The organism is Wenzhouxiangella indolica, assembly GCF_042310355.1.
GTDB lineage: Bacteria > Pseudomonadota > Gammaproteobacteria > Xanthomonadales > Wenzhouxiangellaceae > Wenzhouxiangella.
The window spans coordinates 86,669-104,490 of record NZ_JBHJMR010000006.1 but is presented as its reverse complement, the minus strand read 5'-3'; the positions used below and the strand labels follow the sequence as shown (position 1 = coordinate 104,490).

Below are 17,822 nucleotides of genomic sequence, written 5' to 3'. Positions count from 1 at the left end.
ACCGCCGGCAATGAGAACAGCCAATACCATGGTAGCCCCGTCCTGATCTGGACTGCCGGCTGAACGGCATGGGCCGTACCTCAGCCCCTGCTTGAAATCGGGCCCCAGACGGCCGGTACAGCGCTCGCCATCCCAAGTCGCAGCCACTTCGGGCTCATTCTCAGCAGATACCGATGTCCCGCCAACCGCTTTCAGCAGCGCCGAAAGTGGTTACTCAAACCTATCAGAAAACATCGTGTCTTCAATCCGCAATTCGCGCACCACGGTATTGTTGGACGGCAAGATATCGCGCACATAGCTGGCGGTAGCGGTCAGCTCGCGCTGACCTTCGCTAAGCGGCGCTGTCAGCCGTAAGCGATAGTGAATCGACCCATCCGCGCCAATGTTGATGTTCTGGTTGATTGGCCCTTCGCCGGAGAATGCCAAACAGTCAAAGCTGCCGACGGAAAAACAGTCCCAGGCATCGATCGAAAACGCTTCAGGATCGAAGCCGACTCGAATGCCATAAGCGTTGCTGGGCCCAGAGTTATAAACACTAAGCCACACGATCGCCTGTCCGCCTGGGCCGACCACCTCAGGATCGTCGGAAAACTCGATGGCAACATCGGCCTCCTCAACGATGGTCAGCACCTGCTGCGCCAGTTCATCACCTGGGTTGCCCTCAACTTGGCTGGATTCCGCCGCGACCAGAAAATCCAAGCGACCCAGCGCATCAGGATCGATAGCCAGGGTGGCAAACACGAGGACACACACGAATTTCTCGGCCTATTGAAAAAGTCGCGGCAGGTGCTTGGACTTTGGGGACCGGGCATCGGCACACCCGTGATTCCCCCGGTCTAGCTTTGCGCGGCTCTGTTCATCGCATCGACCAGCACCTCGGGCGGTTGCGCGCCGGAGATGCCCTCGTCCAGCTGTCTGAAAACGAAGCAGGGCACGCCTGTGATACCGAGCTTGCGAGCCAGGTCTTCGTCGTTACGCACATCCTCGGCGTAATCGGTCCCGTCGAGTATCGCCGACACGTCGCTGGCGGCAAGACCGGTTTCAGTCGCGACCGCCAACAGGGTCTCGGGGTCGGAGATGGACCGCCCTTCATGCAGATATGCCCTGAACAGGTTTTCCTTCAGCTCGGTCTGGCGCTCGTGCCCATTGGCGAACGCCAAAAGCCGGTGGACATCAAAGGTGTTCGACGGCCGGATCCGATCAAAACGGATGTCCAGACCGCGACCGCGGCCGGCCTCGACCATGCGTGCGATGAAGCCCTCGGCCTCGTCCCGGCTGGTGCCGTATTTGTCCGCCAATCGCGCCACGTAGTCGACCGCTTCCGGCGCGTCTGCCGGCGCGTCCGGGTTAAGCTCGAAGGCTCTCCAGCGGATTGCGACCTGGTGGTCCGAGGCTGCGATCGCCGCTTCCAGCGAGCGCTTGCCGATCCAGCACCAGGGACAGGCAATATCGGACCAGATTTCGATGTTGACAGCACTCATGTGCAGCAGTTTAAAGGAATCAGCGGCGGCCTTGGCAAGAAGCCTCGGTGGGAATATGTCAAGATGCTCTTATATGCCCAATACATTCCCTCGACGATTCACCCGCAACTTGCGAACCGGCTGGCTCAGTCCGCGCCGGGTCCGGTTCTGGCTGGTTGTCGTGGGCGTTGCCTACACCCTGGTCGGTTTCTTCGTTCTGCCCTGGATCATCCAGAACGTCGCCGTAGATACGGTTCGGGATCGTTCGGGGCACGAGCTGCAGATCGATGGGGTTTACACCAATCCCTTTACGCTGATGCTCCGGGTAGACGGCCTGACGCTGTCGGATGGCGATGATTTCGACCTGCTCAGCTTGAATCACCTGTCCGCCAACTTGTCGTGGTCGAGCGTGACCAGCAGGGCGTGGACATTTTCCTCGATCGGTCTCGACGGGCTCATGGTTGCGGAGGAACGCTTCACTTCGGGCGAGACGCGCCTGACGCGGCTGGTCGAGTCGTTCGCCGCCTCCGCCGAAGCGCCGGCCGAACCGGATTCGCTACCCACATTGCGAGTCGAGGATTTGCGGGTGGAAGACGCCGCCTTCCATTTCACTAACCACCTACGTGAGCCGTCGGCGGAAGCCGGCCATGAACCGACCCCAACCCGACTGTCGCTGCAGGACATTGCCATCGCGGTGGACGGATTCTCGCTGGCGGCGGGTGAGCGTTTTCCCGCGCGACTGAGCGGGCAGTTCGCCCGCGGCGGTGCGTTCGCTTTCGACGGACAGGTGCAGGTATTGCCCACGCCGGCATTCGAAGGCGAGGCAAGCATCGAGGAGCTGGCAATTGCCCCGTTCGAGCCGTACCTGCGCCAGGCGGCCATCGTCCGTATCGACAGCGGCGCGCTGAACCTCGACGGGACAATCCGCAGGGACGAGGATGAGCCGCTTGCGTTCCTGGGGACCGCGGGCATCGATACCCTTCACATCAGCAGGAGTTCGGATGGCGTCACACTCATCGGCTGGCAGACCTTGCAAACGGATCGACTCGACCTACGACTCGGGGACGGGCGCCTGGAAACCGACACCGTCCGGCTCAAAGGCCTGTCCGGCCGGATTGTGATCCACGAGGACCGGACCACCAATTTCGGCCGGCTGCTGGCAATCGACCCGGAGACGACGACCGAAGGGGGCAGTGCTGATTCCACTCTGCTCGGAATGACCATTGCGAACATCGAGGTAACGAACGGCTCCGTCCGGTTCACGGATCGCTCGCTGCCGCTGCCGTTCTCGACCTACATCCAGGCATTGAGCGGAGAAGTATCCACGCTCAGCTCCGAGTCCGCCGAGCCGGCCCGGGTGCAACTGGAAGGACAGGTGGAAGACTACGGTCGGGCCAGCGTTGGTGGCACCATCAACGCCTGGCAGCCGATGCGCGAGACGAACCTCGAACTGAACTTCCGCAATCTCCGGATTCCCGATTATTCCGCCTACACGGTGCGCTTCGCGGGGCGCCGGATCGCGTCAGGCACGATGGATCTCGATCTCGACTACACGATCACGGATCGGCAGCTCGACGGGCAAAACAACCTCGTCCTGCGGGATCTGGAACTGGGCGAACGGATGGAAGCTCCCAATGCGATGGACCTGCCACTCGACATGGCCCTGGCCCTGCTCAAGGACGAGGACGGCGTGATCAATCTCGACCTGCCGGTGACCGGAAGCATGGGTGATCCGGAGTTCGGTTTCGGGCAGGTCATCCGGCAGGCAATAGGTGACGCGATCGGCTCGATCGTGACGGCACCCTTCCGGTTTCTTGCGAGCCTCGTCGGCACGGAAGACGAGGACCTCGGGACGGTCACGTTCCCGGCCGGTCGCAGTGACTTGACAGCCCCCATGCGCGAGCGCATCGACACGCTTCGCAAGGCCCTCGAAAAGCGTCCGGCACTGGCCCTGGAACTCCCCGGCGCCTTCGACCCGGCGCTCGACGGTCCGCCACTGCAGCGTCGCAGCGCCATGGACGAGCTGCGGAAACGCCTGGACCGCAAGATCGACGATCCCAGTCTCTCGGCCGAGGCCACCCTCGAAATCGTCGAGGAGATGTTCGCCGACTACTACCCCGACACGACCCTGGAAAAGGTGCGAGCACGCTTCACCACGGCAGGTGAGGACTCGCCGGAGGAAGAGACCTTCGACGCCCCGTCCTACCGCAACCACCTGGCCGAACAAGTCGTTGCCGCACAGCCGCTCACGGACGAGGACCTGAAGGCTCTCGGCAACGCCCGAGCGGCTGCGGTCCGGGACGCGCTCATGGCGTCGGAAACCGATCGGGGCATCGCCGCACGGCGCCTGCGTCTGCTGGAACCGGTCGAAGTCGATTCGGGCGAGGGTGAACTTGTCGCCATGCAGATCGGCATCGCTCCGGACTGACGGGGCTCGCTCACGCAGGCCGGGTCGTCGTTCCGCGCAAACCGCGAGCACTTCATTGCCTATGCGGCTCCGCCGCTGCGTCCGGCGCACCTTTCTCTGCGGCTTCGACAGCGCCTGCTTGAAATCGGACTCCAGACGGCCGGTACAGCGCTCGCGATTCCAAGTCGCAGCCACTTCGGGCTCATTTTCAGCAGATGCCGATGTCCCGCCAACCGCTTTCAGCAGCGCCGAAAGTGGTTACTCAAACCTATCCGTAAACATCCTGTCTTCAATCCGCAATTCGCGCACCACGGTATTGTTAGACGGCAGGATGTCGCGCACATAGCTGGCGCTAGCGGTCAGCTCGCGCTGACCTTCACTAAGCGGCGCTGTCAGCCGTAAGCGATAGTGAATCGACCCATCCGCGCCAATGTTGATGTTCTGGTTGATTGGCCCTTCGCCGGAGAATGCCAAACAGTCAAAGCTGCCGACGGAAAAACAGTCCCAGGCATCGATCGAAAACGCTTCAGGATCGAAACCGACTCGAATGCCATAGGCGTTGCTGGGCCCAGAGTTATAAACACTAAGCCACACGATCGCCTGTCCGCCTGGCCCGACCACCTCAGGATCGTCGGAAAACTCGATGGCAACATCGGCCTCCTCAACGATGGTCAGCACCTGCTGCGCCAGTTCATCACCTGGGTTGCCCTCAACTTGGCTGGATTCCGCCGCGACCAGAAAATCCGAGCGACCCAGCGCATCAGGATCGATAGCCAGGGTGACCGTTACCACCTCGGCGCTCCCGGCGGGGAGCTCGCCAACCCGGCAAAAGGTTTCGCTGTAGACAGGGCAAGAGGCTTCGACAACGTGCACCAACGAATCAGAGGCAAACAGCAGTTCAACGTCGCTGGCGCCCGACTCGCCGTTGTTGGCGACAACCAGGTTCAGCGACACTGTCGTACCGGCGACAACGGCATCTGGTGCCGGCCCGTCGAAGCTCAGATTCAGGTCTACCTCATCGTAGTAGCCAAGCATGGTCAGTTTCTCCAGGCTACCAGGTGCACCAACGCCCCAAACCGCCACCAGCATTCCAAAGCTGCCGAGTAATGCCCTACCAAAATTCGATTTCATCGTCAGCCCCTCTCGTCACTGAATAGGCGGCACCAAGCAGTGCACACCAAGTCGTAAAATGCATAACCACGCCAAAACGCAGCCAGCTTGCTTCAAACGTTGCCAGGCAAATCCAGCCGGTACCGGAGACAATTAGCGGCACGGCAAAGCGACGGTTCAGACTGATAAGCGCTTTGACATGCAGTAACAGAACCCCCACGAAAACCACGCCGCCCACGATACCAAGACCTAGCAAGGTTTCCAACCACAAGTTGTGCGGCCATGGCATGGCGCGAGTATCGGCCAGCGGTGCAACCAGGTAGGCCGCCAACTGTTCACCGAACAGCTGCGGACCGATCCCAAACCACGGCTGATCCACAAACATCCCCCAAGCCGACTGCCAAAGCGTCCAGCGAACGGCGATCGAGTCTCCGGAGCCTATCCAGGCCGCCCATTGCTCCCGCAGCGCTAGAGCCAGGCCAATACCAATACCGATAACGCCAAGCCAGCCAACAGCCAATCCAGGCCGCCGCTGCATTATAGCGCTTGCCGTTGTGATCAAGATGGTCAAAATGCCAAGCCGGCTATGCAGCGCGATGGCCGCAAGCAGCACCATCAGCTGCCCCAACCCTAGCGCCCACCAGCGAGCCCGCTGAGATAGTGGCGTCAACATGATCAGCGGCACCAATAGCGCGGCGATGGCGATATCGTTGGGCACCACCAGCAAGATGCTGTCGAGCTGATCGATAACTGTCTGCGCTGGGTCTGCCCCGCGTGAATGAAGCAAGACAGCAGCGGCCGATAGCAGGCCGGCAGCATACAAGCCAGTGCCAATAAGCAAGAAATCAGCGCTGCGAAAACGGACCTGACACAACAGCAGAACAATCGCCCCAGCCAGCCAGGCTGCACTGCGCGAGGCCGACAAAGCAGGGGCGTCTGCGGCCAGCATGGCGACGATCCAGACCATGGCGAATGCCACCAGGCTGATGGCACGGGCGTTGAACCAGTGCTGGTGCCAACGCTCGAAAGCGGCACTGAGCACAAGACCAATCCCAAGCGTAACGACCGGCGCCGAAGCAGGCGCACCAGGTAGCGCTAACGACAACCAGGCCAGCGCCAAGGCGACGGCGGCACAGCTGACCGGGCGATGATCCGCTCTTGCTTCCTCTTTGTCAGCGTCATCCATGACCGCTCCGTTTGACGCACTCATCACCAATCGAACGGAAAACCAGGACACCCAAAATATCCGCCTTTAGGAAGATGTCTCGGAGATTTGTAGGAAATCTCCTACAAATAGCCACGACATTTTCCTAGTGGCGAAAAACGTGGGTGTCCTGGCTTTTCCCGCTGATTTTTCCTTCTCCCAGGCCCGGCGATCGAGGATGACTCAAAAGTTGTGCGCCTCGACGCGGCGGCAATGTAGATTGCCACCGGGTCAATTGTTCATTCGCCGGTGTACTTGGTGCCCAGAATCTCTTCGCGACCGATCGAATCATCAACCAGTACGGGCTTTACGTGACCGGCCATGAATCCCATTTTCATCTCCAGTCGGACGTACCGGATCTCACGCTGATCAAGGGTAAGCGTAAGACTGCGTTTAGCCTCTGTCGAGGCAGAAATTTCATAATCACCGGGTGGCAGGTCAACGAAGAAAAACCCCTGTGGCGTGGCTTTGCCCACCGGCTCCCCATCAACTCTCACCTTGGGTTGAACGGCTGCGCCGACCACCGCTGTTCGGTACATATAGATTCGACCGGCATCTTCAGACAGAGGTGGAATGCTGGATTCATAGTCTCGAAAACTCGGGCCGGAAGCACATCCCGAGACGAGGACAACCAGGATAGCGGCAAGGATCAAGTATGCTTTGGACTTCATGTTACTCCTCAGTTTCAACAAGCTCTAATACAACGGCATCAGCTTCTACAAAGCTGTTCTCATACGGCAGATAGTAGCCCACGAGTTGATCGTCTTGGACGACAATGTAGGCTTCGTGAACGTTGTAGCCGTTGACAATGACGACCTGGTCGAGTGGTTCGAACACAGTGCCACGTTCGATGGAGCCGAGCAGACGCCATCGAGTGTCGCGTCTGAGCTCAACGGTTCGCACGTTCCTGGCCTTTGCCGATGCGGAAGTGCGTAGTTGGAATACAGCCCCCTGATTCGGAGATGACGCGAGTTGCTGTTCGACTCTCACCTGATCAATCGAACACCCCGCAATCAGCAACAACAATGAAATCAAGAAGACTCTCATACGACCCCCAGCTACTTCCACAACGCCAATGCGTCCCTATTATCTGGCCACCAAAGCGGCAAGGCTCTTCGTCGACCCCTCTCGAGAAGCCCTCGAATTAGCCCCAATTCTGAAGACGCTACCACAACCTTCATGCTAGCGTGCGATAAGTCCAGAATAAAGAATGCCGAATTAGCGCGATCTGCAGAAATTCAATACAGCCAGCCGCAGTAATTTGGGGTGCTCTCTGTCAGGGCTTCTGGAGCAGAGCCCGCGCAAATCGTGGACGACCTGACCCGCGCGAAAATCCAGGACACCCACGATCTGCAGGAAGTTTCCTACCCATCGTCACGAGAAGAATCGTGGGTGCTCTGGTTGTTGCCGGGTTGATCTGGTCGTGCCGGACGGGCTCAGTCGCGTTCGTAGGGCGTTGCGTTTCGAACTTGTTTGCGGTCCAGATGCGTCGTCATGGTGTTGCCATCTGCAGCAATCTCGATCTGGCGCCACGGCACCGTCACCTCACTGGTGAAGAAGCCCAGGAACCCGCCGCGCTCGATTATCACAGCATCGATCTGCCCGTCTTCATTCATGACAAAGCCGGTGACCTTGCCGACTTCCCTGTCATTCTGGCGGCTGATGACTTTCTGGCCGACCAGTTCGTCGGCACGGATCTGCCCCGGGGCCATGGAACGAGCCTCACCGTCTTGCCTGCGCTCTGCATCCTGTCTGCGCTCGGCATCCTGACGCTGATCCGTTTCACGTCGGCGCTCTGCCTCCTGCCTGCGTTCGGAATCCTGGCGTTGCTCCATTTCACGTTGACGCTCGGCATCCTCGCGGCGCTCGTCCTCCTGACGTTGCTGGAGATCACGACTACGCTCGTCTAGCTGACGCTGGTCGGCATCCTTCCGGCGATCCTTGTCCTGTTGGCGGGCTTCCGATGCCCGTTGCTGCTGCTCGGCGGCATCGACCTCTGCCGACAACGTTCCAAGCGGAGCGAACACGACTGCAAAGGCGAAAGCCAGTGCGATTTTGCGATAGTTATGCATGGTGCGTGCTCCAGAGTGAGCTATAGATTGGTCAGACTGCGCCTTGATGTACATGGCGGTCTGTACGGTTAAGCACCCAAGGCCCTCGCTACAAGGCGATCTCCGACCAATGAAACCGCAGAGGCCGGCCCGTCAGCGCCGAACAGCAGCAAAACCAGCACCGAAACCAGCGAAACCAGGACACCCACGAATTCCGCCAAGTCGCACCTGTCGACGCGCAGGCCGGAGAATGTCGCCTGCGTCCGTAGGAGATCTCCTACAAGTCATGGGCGGACCGGCCCTGGGTCCCGCTTCTCGCCATTTTGGGAGACAGATTCGTGGGTGTCCTGGTTTTCCGGACCGCGTTACCAGACGATCTCGGCCATGGAACAGTTCAACCCCGAGCCGATGCCTAGCAGGGCGACCCGGTCTCCCTTTTCGAGCTTGCCGGCCTCGGCGACCTGCGCCAGCACGATCGGTGCCGAGGCGGGGCCGACATTCCCCATATCCGGATAAATCACGTGGACCTTTTCAGGGTCCAGCCCCAGCACCTGAACCAGGGACTCGGTGTGCACCTTGCTGACCTGGTGAATGACAAACTGGTCAAGCTCGCTTTCGACCCAGCCGAGCGAGGCGCGCGCGACATCGAACGTTTGCGTTGCAAGTTCCAGCCCCGCGCCCAGCAGCGTGCGGGTGTCCGTGTACATGCGTTCCATATCGCCCTGGCAGAGATGGTTGTAGCCGGTGGCCGCACGGGTGACGCTGCCGCGGTAGCTGTGGCCTTCCCCCTCCCGGTCGCCGCGCGACATCACCATGGCGACAGCGCCCGACCCGAGGGTCAGGGAAGCAAACTCGGCGCGGAACTGCTTTTCATCGACCGCCGAATCCAGCAACCGTTCACAGGTCGCGTCGATGAGTTGCCTGCTCGATTCGCCGTCAACGATCAACGCGTAATCCACCTCCCCGCGCTCGATCATACCCGCCACGATATCCATGGCATTGAGAAAGCCCAGGCAGGCATTGGCCACATCGAAGTTCAGGCAGTCGGGCGCCAGGCCCAGGTTGGCATGCACCACGCAGGCCGTCGACGGCTCGAGAAAGTCCCGTGACACCGAGGTGCTGATGAGCACGCCAATGCCGGAGCGGTCAACACCGCTTTGTTCGATGACCTTCTCTGCCGCAAGCGTGGCGGCATCGGATATCCGGGTGCCTTCTTCCCACAGCCTTCGAGACTTGATACCCGAAATTTCCTCCAGCAGACCTTCTCGAATACCCAGACGATCCATGGTGGGTCTGAGGCGCTGTGATATCTCTGCAGAGCCGAGACGGATCGGCGGCTCCACGGCGGCCACGGACTGGATGACGACGTTGTTGAAATGCATTGGCGGAAACTCTTGGCTGCGCAGCCCGCACAGGCTGCGGTGAACAGGTGTTGTCGGTGTCGTAGCCCGGGCGACTACCCGGCACCCATGCTAACCGAAGCGGGCGGGGGACACCCATTATCGATCCGCGTATCCTTGGCCCGTCGACGCACCGAACGGGAGTTGCTGGCCTGTCTCGGCAGGTGAAGGATTCGTGAGTTCAATTTTCGCGTCGGCCACCGATGGCATGATCGGTCCGCATGACGTCACTGCATCAGCAACGCCTCGACGTCGCCTTCCGGGCCCTCAAGGGACCTGTGCGAGAGGCTGCGCGATTCAGAACACACCTCCGTCCGGCACCGCCTCGAGTCGGCTCGATCCCCAATTGGGAAGGTCCTCGGCCGAGAATCTAGGGAAAAGGCACTGAAGCCTGTCGCTGGCCCGGGCTCCAGGCCCATCCTGAAAAGCGCGGCAAGCTTTCCGCCGCCGAGGAAGCACCGCCCGAGGGGCTATGGAGCGTCGCCAGCAATCCCCGCGAGTGGATGCGGCGCGTTCAAAGCACCGAGAGCCGCACTACCGGGCAATCGGGTCGGCCGAGGCGCTTGGGTGTCCTGGTCTTTCCGGTTTTCCCCCGATCAGTGCCGCAAAGACTGGCTGGAAGAATTGCTCGGCTCGGCTTGGAATCGATCGGAGAACAGAGGATCGATCGAATAGCGCGCGACGTAGACGCGGAAGAGGTCTTCTGACTGCAACCAGGCCGCTGCGCCGTTTCCGACATCATCCATCGCAACGTCGGCCCAGTAGGTGGCATACGTACCGGCATCGACCAGGTCAGGCGAAGACCAGCTACTTCCGTTCCAGCGTGCGACATGCACCCGTGTTCGACTACCATCAGTCTGATTCCAGCTCACCATCCCCCGGCCTGCATCATCCGTGGCCAACTCAACATTGGAGATGTTCGGGTCCAGACCGTCGTCGACAGCCACGGCCGCCGTCCAGCTCGTGCTGTCCCAATCGCTGACGAAAATACGCCTCTCGTTATCTTCATCAAGGCGCCACGCCGCCAGCGCGGAACCCGATTGGCTCAGAGCGATTCTAGGGTCAGTCAACCGCTGAGAGCCCGGGTCAATCGATAACGCCCCAGACCATGCCGAACCATCAAACCGAGCGGTCTGGATTCGTCGATTTGCACCATCGCTGAGACGCCAGATGGCGAGGCCATGACCGGTATCGTTCATACTGATGGCAACCGAGGAGCTGGATTGCTCGAGACCTGCGCTGAGCCGCACGGCGCCATTCCAGTTGCCGTTGGTCAGGTGGTTGGCGAAGGCCCGCATATTCGAGCCGTCGCCATCGGGCTGTTGCCACACGGCAATCGCATTGCCGGAACCGTCCATATCGACGTGCGGTGCCTGCGCATTGAAGTCTGCAGTCGCATCTATCGGTTCGGGAATGCCCCAGTCGGTACCGCTCCACTGATTCGCATAGACGCGAAATGCGCCGTCGTGTTGCTGAAACACCGCAACACCCTTGCCCGACTCATCGAGCGCCACATCAGGCTCCGTCCCGGCGGTGGAAAGGCTGACGAGCCCTGGCTGAGACCAGTTCGCGCCGTTCCAGTGCGTGCCATAGATGCGGTTGGTTGACTCCTCGTAGACGGTCCACACCACCAACGCCTCACCGGCATCGTTCATGTCCAGCTCGACACGCAGCGCCCTGCCCGTCTCGCCACTGATCATCTCGGCATCCAACCAGGCCTCGCCATCCCAGCGATTGGCATAAACGCGTGTGATGGTACCCTCCTGCTGCATCCATACCACGGTGAGAAGGCCCTAGCCCCCGGCCGCAATGCGGACATTCGAAGCACCATCGGCAACGTCCAAGGCCATCAACTCAGGCGCTTCCCAGGAAGCGCCGGCAAGACTCGATACCAACAGGCCAAGCATGGCACTCACTTTTAGCGCAACAAACGGAACTCTCACGGCATATACCCCATTGATTCAGATAATGTTCTGCACATCTGGCGAAACCGGCTGCAACCATGACTCAAGGCTGTCAACCGTCAAGATGCCCGGTGCGGACATCATCAAGCTAACACCACCCAGTTCCATGACAGTTGCTTTGGATCAATAACAGGGGAATCTCAGCCTGAAAAACCAAAGAGACAAACCAGGACACCCACGAATTCTGCTAAGTCGCACCGGTCGACGCGCAGGTCGGAAAATGTCGCCCGCGTTTGTAGGAGATTTCCTACACGTCATGGCTGGAACGCCGCAGACCCGAGCCGCGCCATCGACGACGAAACGGCGTCAATAGAAAACCAGGCAACGCGTCTCCAGGCTTTCCCGCGGCGGGGCATCGTCCGGCGCCCGCGGATCCTTGCAGGAGGAGTGGGGCGTGAACCGGGTCGTGCCATCGGTCGCCGAGTCGTACGTCTTGAAGAACAGGACTTCGTCGCGATCCATCCGCGGGTAGTAGTACCAGCGCTGTCGCGGATCGTGCAGCGCGACCTGCAGTTCGCCGATCCGGTCCTCGCCGCGTCGCTCGACAGGAACCAGATTGCCCTCCCCGACCGTGCGCGCATCACACAGCACCAGCGGATGGTCGACGACCGGCTCGCCAATCGGACGCCAGGCGTTGATGATCGCGAAGCGTCCCTGCCGGAGCTTTTCGGCTTCCTCTGGCGAATCGCCGAAGAAATCACTCAGACGACGCGGCCCCGAATCATGCGTGTAGTCGTTATGCACGATATTGGCCGGATCACGCGTGCCGTGCGCCTGCTGACTGGAAACGGTCGAGCTTCGCCGCGTGTCGTCGAAGATTTCGACCCGCTGCGCGCCGGTGCGTCGCTTGAGCAGCTCGATCATTTCAGGATGATAGATCGACTGCAGCGCATCGTCATCGTAGAAGTCATCGACGGCGCTCTCGTGCGACACGAGCACAAAGCCCTCCCGATCCAGATCCGTTCCCGACAAGGCCCGCCGGGCATCATGGATTTCGACCTCGTGGTTTCGGTAGTTGCCCACATGCTCGGTCTGGTCGCCACCGCCCTTGGACGGCACATAGACCAGCGGCTGGGACAGGTCGGCGAGAAACTTGAGCTCCGCTCTGAAGGAAGTTTGGGGGGCCTCGTTCATGGCTGTCTCCCGTGGCGTATGACTGCATGCAATGGCCGCGACATCGGTATATCACCGAGGGGGCATCGACTTGGTGACGCACCAGTTTACCAAGCTTGACCGCCACGCAGTCTTCACCCGAACCGGACCATCACAACCGCGGTAATGACCACCGCCGCGATCAGATTGATCATCAGCGCCGCGGGCACCATCAGCAGTTCGGGCGACACTTCGGTGGCGATCGAGGTGGCCGCAAGGACCGGCATCAGCAGCGAGATCGTGTTGGCCCCCGCCTCAGCTGACCCGAGGATCCCCCAACCCGAAAGCAGCCGATGCGGCTACAAAAATGATGGGTGTCCTGGTTTTCGTCACGGCCCGGACCTGATGCTCCCGTACACTTGGTTCCATGAGCAGCGAGCCTGATCAGCCGCCCGGCATATTCACCCAGATCCGGCCGCTGGCCACCTATGGCCGGCGCGCGCTTTCCCTGGTTTGGGCGACCAGCCCGTGGCTCACGGTGGCGCTGGCGTTTCTCACGCTGGTCGCCGGCCTGCTGCCGGCCTCGATTGCCTATGTCGGCAAGTGGCTGGTCGACAGCGTGGTGGCCGCCATCCAGAACAACACGCTGACCGACGCGGTGTGGTTCTGGCTCTCGCTGGAGGCGCTGCTAGTGGCCGCGATGGCCGCCTCCCAGACGGCGCTCAATATCTGCAACAACCTGCTGCGCGCGCGTCTGGGACACCGGGTCAACGTGATGATCCTGGAAAAGACCCAGCAAATGGAACTGGCCCAGCTCGAGGACGCCGAGTTCTACGACCGGCTCACCCGCGCCCGGCGAGAGGCCTCCACGCGACCGCTTTCGCTGGTTCAGAAGACCTTCGGCGTGATCCAGAACGGGATTGCCATCGTCAGCTTCAGCGGCCTGCTGTTCGCGTTCTCGCCGTGGGCGGTGCTGTTGCTGATCGCCGGCGGCCTGCCGGCCTTCCTGGCCGAAGCCAAATTTGCCGGTCAGGCCTTCCGGCTGTTCCAGTGGCGTTCGCCCGAAACGCGCGAAATGATGTACCTCGAATCGGTGCTGGCGCGGGAGGACTACACCAAGGAGGTCAAGCTGTTCGACCTGGCGCCGACCCTGCTCCAGCGCTACAAGGCCATCTTCACAAAAATCTTCCGCGAGGACCGCAAGCTGACCATCCGCCGCGGCTGGTGGGCGTTCGGACTTGGCCTGGTTGGCACCCTGGCGCTCTACGGCGCGTTTGCCTGGGTGGTGCTGGCGACCGTGGCCGGGCGCCTGACGCTGGGCCAGATGACGATGTACATGATGGTCTTCAAGCAAGGTCAGTCGGCCGTCAGTGCCAGCCTGACCGCGATCAACGGCATGTACGAGGACCATTTGTACCTGACCAGCCTGTACGAATTTCTCGAGCAGCCGGTGCGCGCGCGCGAAGGCAAGGTCAGTCAGGGCGAGGCCCCCGGCCGCGGGCTCGAGATCGTGGATCTGTCCTTCCGCTATCCGGGCAGCGACACCCTGGCGCTCGATGGCATCAACCTCAAGCTGGAACCCGGTACGAGCCTGGCGCTGGTCGGCGAAAATGGGTCCGGCAAGACGACGCTGACGAAGCTGATCGCCGGCCTCTACGAACTCGAAAGCGGGGACATCCGGCTCGACGGAAACTCGTTGCGCGACTGGGATGAACGGGCTCTGCAGGATCGCATCGGGGTGATCTTCCAGGATTTCGCGCGCTACCAGTGGCTGGTGGGCCACAACATCGGTGCCGGGGACGTCGAAGAGTTCGAGAACCAATCGAAATGGCATACGGCTGCGACCAAAGGCCTGGCCGACGAGTTCATCCGCGACCTGCCGAAGGGCTACGAAACGCAACTGGGCCGCTGGTTCAAGGACGGACGCGAGCTGTCCGGCGGGCAATGGCAGAAGATCGCGCTGGCCCGGGCCTTCATGCGGGAGCATGCCGACATCCTGATCCTGGACGAACCCACGGCAGCCATGGATGCCAAAGCCGAGGCTGAAGTGTTCCAGCACTTCCAGGCGATGGCCGGCAACCGCATTCTGATCCTGATCTCGCATCGCTTCTCGACCGTACGCCAGGCCGACCTGATCGCAGTGATGGACCAGGGCTGCATCACCGAGATCGGCACCCATGAACAATTGATGGCGCTCGACGGCCAGTACGCCACCCTGTTCGAGCTGCAGGCCGCCGCATACCGCTAGACCGCAGGCGGCGCTGCGCAACCGGAATCCAGGACACTCACAATATACCTAGCTGGAAGGTAGCGATCATTCCAATTGGTGACTCGGCGCGTCGGGATGTCGGAGATTTCCAGAGAATCAAGGATGCCTGGGTTTCCTCTGGAATCTTGCGTGGGTCGACAGGGTGACGTAGAATGCATCGCTAATGCAATGCACTTGGTTGTCTGAGATGAAATCAGCCACTATTCCACCGCTTCGGGTGACGCCGGAACTCCGCCAGGACGCGGAAAGCGTGCTTCGCGACGGAGAGTCGCTGAGTGGCTTTGTCGAGGAATCCCTCAGGCGGCAGATCGAGCATCGGAAGATGCAGCGGGAGTTTATCGCTCGTGGACTGGCCTCGCGTGATGCCGCATTGGCGTCTGGACAATACGCCGGAAAGGATGAGGTCATGGAGTCCTTGCGCTCCAAGCTCGAGGCCGCTCGAAGCAAGAAATGAGTTACCGCGTTCGCTTTACGTCCGAGGCGCGGGCAGATCTCGAGCGACTTTACGATTTCCTGCTACAGGAAGATGTTCGGGCAGCCGAAAAGGCGCTCAGTATCATCGAGCGTGCCTTCGGTTTCTTGGAAGAGTTTCCGTTCTCCTGTCGGCGGGCTGATGATGGCGACCCGTTTCTGCGCGAACTACTGATCTCCTTCGGGCAATCTGGCTATGTTGCGCTGTTCGAAGTCGAGACCCACGAAACAGTGACCGTGCTCGCCGTGCGTCACCAGCGAGAAGAGGACTACCTGTAGTTCGCTAAAGAGCAAACTCCAGGACACGCAAGATACGAATTACCACAATATTTCGACACAAAGTCATCAGGGCAAGGTTAATGTCGATGGACCGGCACGTTCGAACTATACGGCGTACCGCTCGCGGGTGGTGACAGCGTCAAACTGAACGCACCGCTGGTGATTGACGGAGATGTCTTCGATTTCCAGTTCAGCCCAAACAGTAACTGGATCATCTATCGAGCTGACCAGGACATCGAAGAAGTCCATGAACTATTCAGCGTAGCCAGAGGTGCGCTTGGAGTCGTCGATGCGCTGTTCTCGGATCGCTTCGAATAGGAAGCCCAGGGAACTCGGCAGGAATTCACGGTGCCATGGTTTTTCTTTGCTGAAATGACTTCTGGCATCTTGGCCTGATGGGGCTGCGGTGCCAGAATGACTCCCATGAACGCGTCCAGATTCCCTCGCCGGGGGGCACAAATGACCCGGCTCGAAACCTTTACCGATGCGGCTTTTGCCTTTTCCGCTGCCTTGCTGGCGATCTCGATCGACAAAGTGCCGTCCAACTATGACGAGCTGGTCGTGGCGTTGCAAGGTGCGCCGGCATTTGCTGGCAGCATGCTGATCATCCTGTTCTTCTGGTACGGGCATCAGCGTTGGAGCGATCGCTTCGGCCTCGAGGACCTGCCCTCAGTCATTCTGACCTTTGCTTTGATCATGATGGTCATGATCTACGTTTACCCGTTGAAAATCCTGATGGAAAGTGGTTTTTCCTTTTTCAGTGGGGGATGGCTGCCCTCGACGTTCGAGTTCGAAACGTTCCACCAGTTTCGCGTGCTGGTCTCGCTATACGGTCTCGGCTTCATTTTGTTGTGCTCGATCATGGCCGGTCTGTACTGGCACGCCTGGCGACTGCGCGACGCCCTGGCGATGTGCAAGGAAGAAGCCTTCGATACCTGGACCGAGGTGATTCGATGGATGTTTCCAGTGGTCTTTTCAATGGTCATTGTGGCTTTGATATGGGTGCTTCCGGATGCCCATGTCTCGATGGTGCCTTTCCTTTTCTTACTGCTCGCGATATTCAGCCCGATCAACGATGGAATCGCACGCCGCGCCGCGCAACGTCGCTTCGGGCCGCGGTCATGAAAAGGCAGCGGGGTCACGTCGTGTATCAAGCAGCGGCAAGAACCGAGAGGCATTCAGCAAGGTCTGGATCGGGAATCCGGGACACCCATGATTTGTAGGAAATTTCCTACCGATCCTCACGACATTCGCCGGATGCCAAGGGAACCTGTTCGAGGCCAACATTGGCCGATGGCCTATCCTCGCAGCCAACTGGTCAGCGACGAGGAGCCGGGCTTCTACCATTGCGTGAGCCGTTGCGTCCGGCGTGCGTTTCTGTGCGGCATCGACCAACAATCGGGCAAGGACTTCGAACATCGGCGTCAATGGATCGAATCTCGGATCTTCAAGCTGGCTGACAGCTTCGCAGTTTCCGTGTACGCCTACGCCGCCATGTTGAGCCATACGAACGTGGTTCTCCGCAGCGACCCGCAAGCGCCCTGGCAGTGGTCCGATCGGAAGGTCGCAGAGCGTTGGATGGCAGTATTCCCGGGGTCTATCAGCAACCACGACTCCCCGGCCCAGGCGACGACGGCCACAAGCCAGTGAGCGAATTAGGCGCAAGACCCCCAACGAAGCGCCCGACCGCCCAATTCGCGCCACTTTCCGGCCCCCTCCTCAGCTGATCCGAAGATCCCCCAACCCGAAAGCCGCCGATGCGGCTACAAAAATGATGGGTGTCCTGGTTCTTCTCCCTGTAGGAATATTCCTACAAGAGAGCGGCATTATCTCCTACGACTAAAGACGAAGATCGCTGACTGGATGCCAGGTCCGCCGGTGCGAACATGAGAGCTCGCTGACTTGTCACGTTGAACCACGATCGACAGCGCCATAGGAGCTGTACAGAAAGTGGGCGGACGGTGAAGTCCTCTTAGAATCAACAGGGTGCTCCTTATGGCAATAGGATATCTGCTTCCACTGGCAGCGCAAGCAACACGTATTGGACCCGCGGCTACTGACTTGCCGCCGCGGGATCCGAGCAACTATCGGACAGAAGCTACCGACCAGCGTGCT

The 17,822-nt window shown here is 60.2% G+C and carries 17 protein-coding genes; 6 read left to right on the top strand and 11 right to left on the bottom strand.

The genetic code is table 11. The features are described 5' to 3' along the window. Nucleotides 1–210 precede the first annotated feature (210 nt). Nucleotides 211–753 carry a COG1361 family protein gene (locus ACDC67_RS08860; RefSeq protein WP_376692396.1) on the bottom strand — a complete coding sequence of 181 codons (543 nt, stop codon included), beginning with the start codon at nt 751–753 and terminating at the stop codon, nt 211–213. A gap of 83 nt (nt 754–836) precedes the next feature. Next, entirely contained in the window at nt 837–1,481 is a 645-nt protein-coding gene (locus ACDC67_RS08855; protein ID WP_376692394.1) for a DsbA family oxidoreductase, read from the bottom strand. A 73-nt stretch (nt 1,482–1,554) separates the two neighbouring features. On the opposite strand from ACDC67_RS08855, the gene ACDC67_RS08850 reads away from it, so the two are divergent. After that, on the top strand, nt 1,555–3,888 hold the full coding sequence (locus ACDC67_RS08850; RefSeq protein WP_376692392.1) for a DUF748 domain-containing protein: 2,334 nt from the start codon (nt 1,555–1,557) through the stop codon (nt 3,886–3,888). A gap of 237 nt (nt 3,889–4,125) precedes the next feature. Here ACDC67_RS08850 and ACDC67_RS08845 read toward each other — a convergent pair whose 3' ends face one another. The 9 genes from ACDC67_RS08845 to ACDC67_RS08805 form a co-directional block, all read right to left on the bottom strand. Then, nucleotides 4,126–4,998 carry a COG1361 family protein gene (locus tag ACDC67_RS08845; RefSeq protein WP_376692391.1) on the bottom strand — a complete coding sequence of 291 codons (873 nt, stop codon included), beginning with the start codon at nt 4,996–4,998 and terminating at the stop codon, nt 4,126–4,128. Continuing rightward, nucleotides 4,979–6,163: an O-antigen ligase family protein gene (locus ACDC67_RS08840; protein ID WP_376692389.1), complete on the bottom strand. Its 1,185-nt coding sequence runs from the start codon at nt 6,161–6,163 to the stop codon at nt 4,979–4,981. The genes ACDC67_RS08845 and ACDC67_RS08840 overlap by 20 nt, the downstream gene beginning before the upstream one ends. 257 nt (nt 6,164–6,420) lie before the next feature. Beyond that, complete coding sequence (locus ACDC67_RS08835) at nt 6,421–6,852, bottom strand: DUF2846 domain-containing protein (RefSeq protein ID WP_376692387.1); 432 nt, start codon at nt 6,850–6,852, stop codon at nt 6,421–6,423. A 1-nt stretch (nt 6,853) separates the two neighbouring features. Then, complete coding sequence (locus ACDC67_RS08830; RefSeq protein WP_376692386.1) at nt 6,854–7,216, bottom strand: hypothetical protein; 363 nt, start codon at nt 7,214–7,216, stop codon at nt 6,854–6,856. A 401-nt stretch (nt 7,217–7,617) separates the two neighbouring features. Next, a complete protein-coding gene (locus ACDC67_RS08825) occupies nt 7,618–8,253 on the bottom strand; it encodes a PRC-barrel domain-containing protein (RefSeq protein WP_376692384.1) in 636 nt (211 codons plus the stop codon). A 344-nt stretch (nt 8,254–8,597) separates the two neighbouring features. Then, entirely contained in the window at nt 8,598–9,614 is a 1,017-nt protein-coding gene (locus ACDC67_RS08820; RefSeq protein ID WP_376692383.1) for a 3-oxoacyl-ACP synthase III, read from the bottom strand. A gap of 614 nt (nt 9,615–10,228) precedes the next feature. After that, a complete protein-coding gene (locus ACDC67_RS08815; RefSeq protein WP_376692381.1) occupies nt 10,229–11,404 on the bottom strand; it encodes a hypothetical protein in 1,176 nt (391 codons plus the stop codon). 498 nt (nt 11,405–11,902) lie between these two features. Further along, the gene (locus ACDC67_RS08810) at nt 11,903–12,730 is read right to left on the bottom strand and encodes a CmcJ/NvfI family oxidoreductase (RefSeq protein ID WP_376692379.1); all 828 of its coding nucleotides are present in this window, start codon (nt 12,728–12,730) and stop codon (nt 11,903–11,905) included. 113 nt (nt 12,731–12,843) lie between these two features. Next, complete coding sequence (locus ACDC67_RS08805; protein ID WP_376692377.1) at nt 12,844–12,975, bottom strand: hypothetical protein; 132 nt, start codon at nt 12,973–12,975, stop codon at nt 12,844–12,846. A gap of 140 nt (nt 12,976–13,115) precedes the next feature. Here ACDC67_RS08805 and ACDC67_RS08800 point away from each other — a divergent pair, with 140 nt between their 5' ends. From ACDC67_RS08800 to ACDC67_RS08780, 5 genes are all read left to right on the top strand, one after another. Further along, the gene (locus ACDC67_RS08800) at nt 13,116–14,936 is read left to right on the top strand and encodes an ABC transporter ATP-binding protein (protein ID WP_376692376.1); all 1,821 of its coding nucleotides are present in this window, start codon (nt 13,116–13,118) and stop codon (nt 14,934–14,936) included. 208 nt (nt 14,937–15,144) lie between these two features. Further along, a complete protein-coding gene (locus tag ACDC67_RS08795; protein ID WP_376692374.1) occupies nt 15,145–15,411 on the top strand; it encodes a YlcI/YnfO family protein in 267 nt (88 codons plus the stop codon). Beyond that, nucleotides 15,408–15,707: a type II toxin-antitoxin system RelE/ParE family toxin gene (locus tag ACDC67_RS08790; protein WP_376692372.1), complete on the top strand. Its 300-nt coding sequence runs from the start codon at nt 15,408–15,410 to the stop codon at nt 15,705–15,707. The genes ACDC67_RS08795 and ACDC67_RS08790 overlap by 4 nt, the downstream gene beginning before the upstream one ends. Before the next feature lie 459 nt (nt 15,708–16,166). Then, complete coding sequence (locus ACDC67_RS08785) at nt 16,167–16,832, top strand: TMEM175 family protein (protein ID WP_376692370.1); 666 nt, start codon at nt 16,167–16,169, stop codon at nt 16,830–16,832. A 168-nt stretch (nt 16,833–17,000) separates the two neighbouring features. Beyond that, nucleotides 17,001–17,357: a transposase gene (locus ACDC67_RS08780; RefSeq protein WP_376692369.1), complete on the top strand. Its 357-nt coding sequence runs from the start codon at nt 17,001–17,003 to the stop codon at nt 17,355–17,357. Nucleotides 17,358–17,822: the final 465 nt, after the last annotated feature.

Excerpts from the sequence above, each read along its gene's own strand:
- ACDC67_RS08855 (WP_376692394.1), bottom strand. The coding sequence starts at position 1,481 with ATGAGTGCTGTCAACATCGAAATCTGGTCCGATATTGCCTGTCCCTGG.
- ACDC67_RS08850 (WP_376692392.1), top strand. The coding sequence starts at position 1,555 with ATGCCCAATACATTCCCTCGACGATTCACCCGCAACTTGCGAACCGGC.
- ACDC67_RS08845 (WP_376692391.1), bottom strand. The coding sequence starts at position 4,998 with ATGAAATCGAATTTTGGTAGGGCATTACTCGGCAGCTTTGGAATGCTG.
- ACDC67_RS08840 (WP_376692389.1), bottom strand. The coding sequence starts at position 6,163 with ATGGATGACGCTGACAAAGAGGAAGCAAGAGCGGATCATCGCCCGGTC.
- ACDC67_RS08835 (WP_376692387.1), bottom strand. The coding sequence starts at position 6,852 with ATGAAGTCCAAAGCATACTTGATCCTTGCCGCTATCCTGGTTGTCCTC.
- ACDC67_RS08825 (WP_376692384.1), bottom strand. The coding sequence starts at position 8,253 with ATGCATAACTATCGCAAAATCGCACTGGCTTTCGCCTTTGCAGTCGTG.
- ACDC67_RS08820 (WP_376692383.1), bottom strand. The coding sequence starts at position 9,614 with ATGCATTTCAACAACGTCGTCATCCAGTCCGTGGCCGCCGTGGAGCCG.
- ACDC67_RS08815 (WP_376692381.1), bottom strand. The coding sequence starts at position 11,404 with ATGCAGCAGGAGGGTACCATCACACGCGTTTATGCCAATCGCTGGGAT.
- ACDC67_RS08810 (WP_376692379.1), bottom strand. The coding sequence starts at position 12,730 with ATGAACGAGGCCCCCCAAACTTCCTTCAGAGCGGAGCTCAAGTTTCTC.
- ACDC67_RS08805 (WP_376692377.1), bottom strand. The coding sequence starts at position 12,975 with ATGCCGGTCCTTGCGGCCACCTCGATCGCCACCGAAGTGTCGCCCGAA.
- ACDC67_RS08800 (WP_376692376.1), top strand. The coding sequence starts at position 13,116 with ATGAGCAGCGAGCCTGATCAGCCGCCCGGCATATTCACCCAGATCCGG.
- ACDC67_RS08795 (WP_376692374.1), top strand. The coding sequence starts at position 15,145 with ATGAAATCAGCCACTATTCCACCGCTTCGGGTGACGCCGGAACTCCGC.
- ACDC67_RS08790 (WP_376692372.1), top strand. The coding sequence starts at position 15,408 with ATGAGTTACCGCGTTCGCTTTACGTCCGAGGCGCGGGCAGATCTCGAG.
- ACDC67_RS08785 (WP_376692370.1), top strand. The coding sequence starts at position 16,167 with ATGACCCGGCTCGAAACCTTTACCGATGCGGCTTTTGCCTTTTCCGCT.
- ACDC67_RS08780 (WP_376692369.1), top strand. The coding sequence starts at position 17,001 with ATGGCCTATCCTCGCAGCCAACTGGTCAGCGACGAGGAGCCGGGCTTC.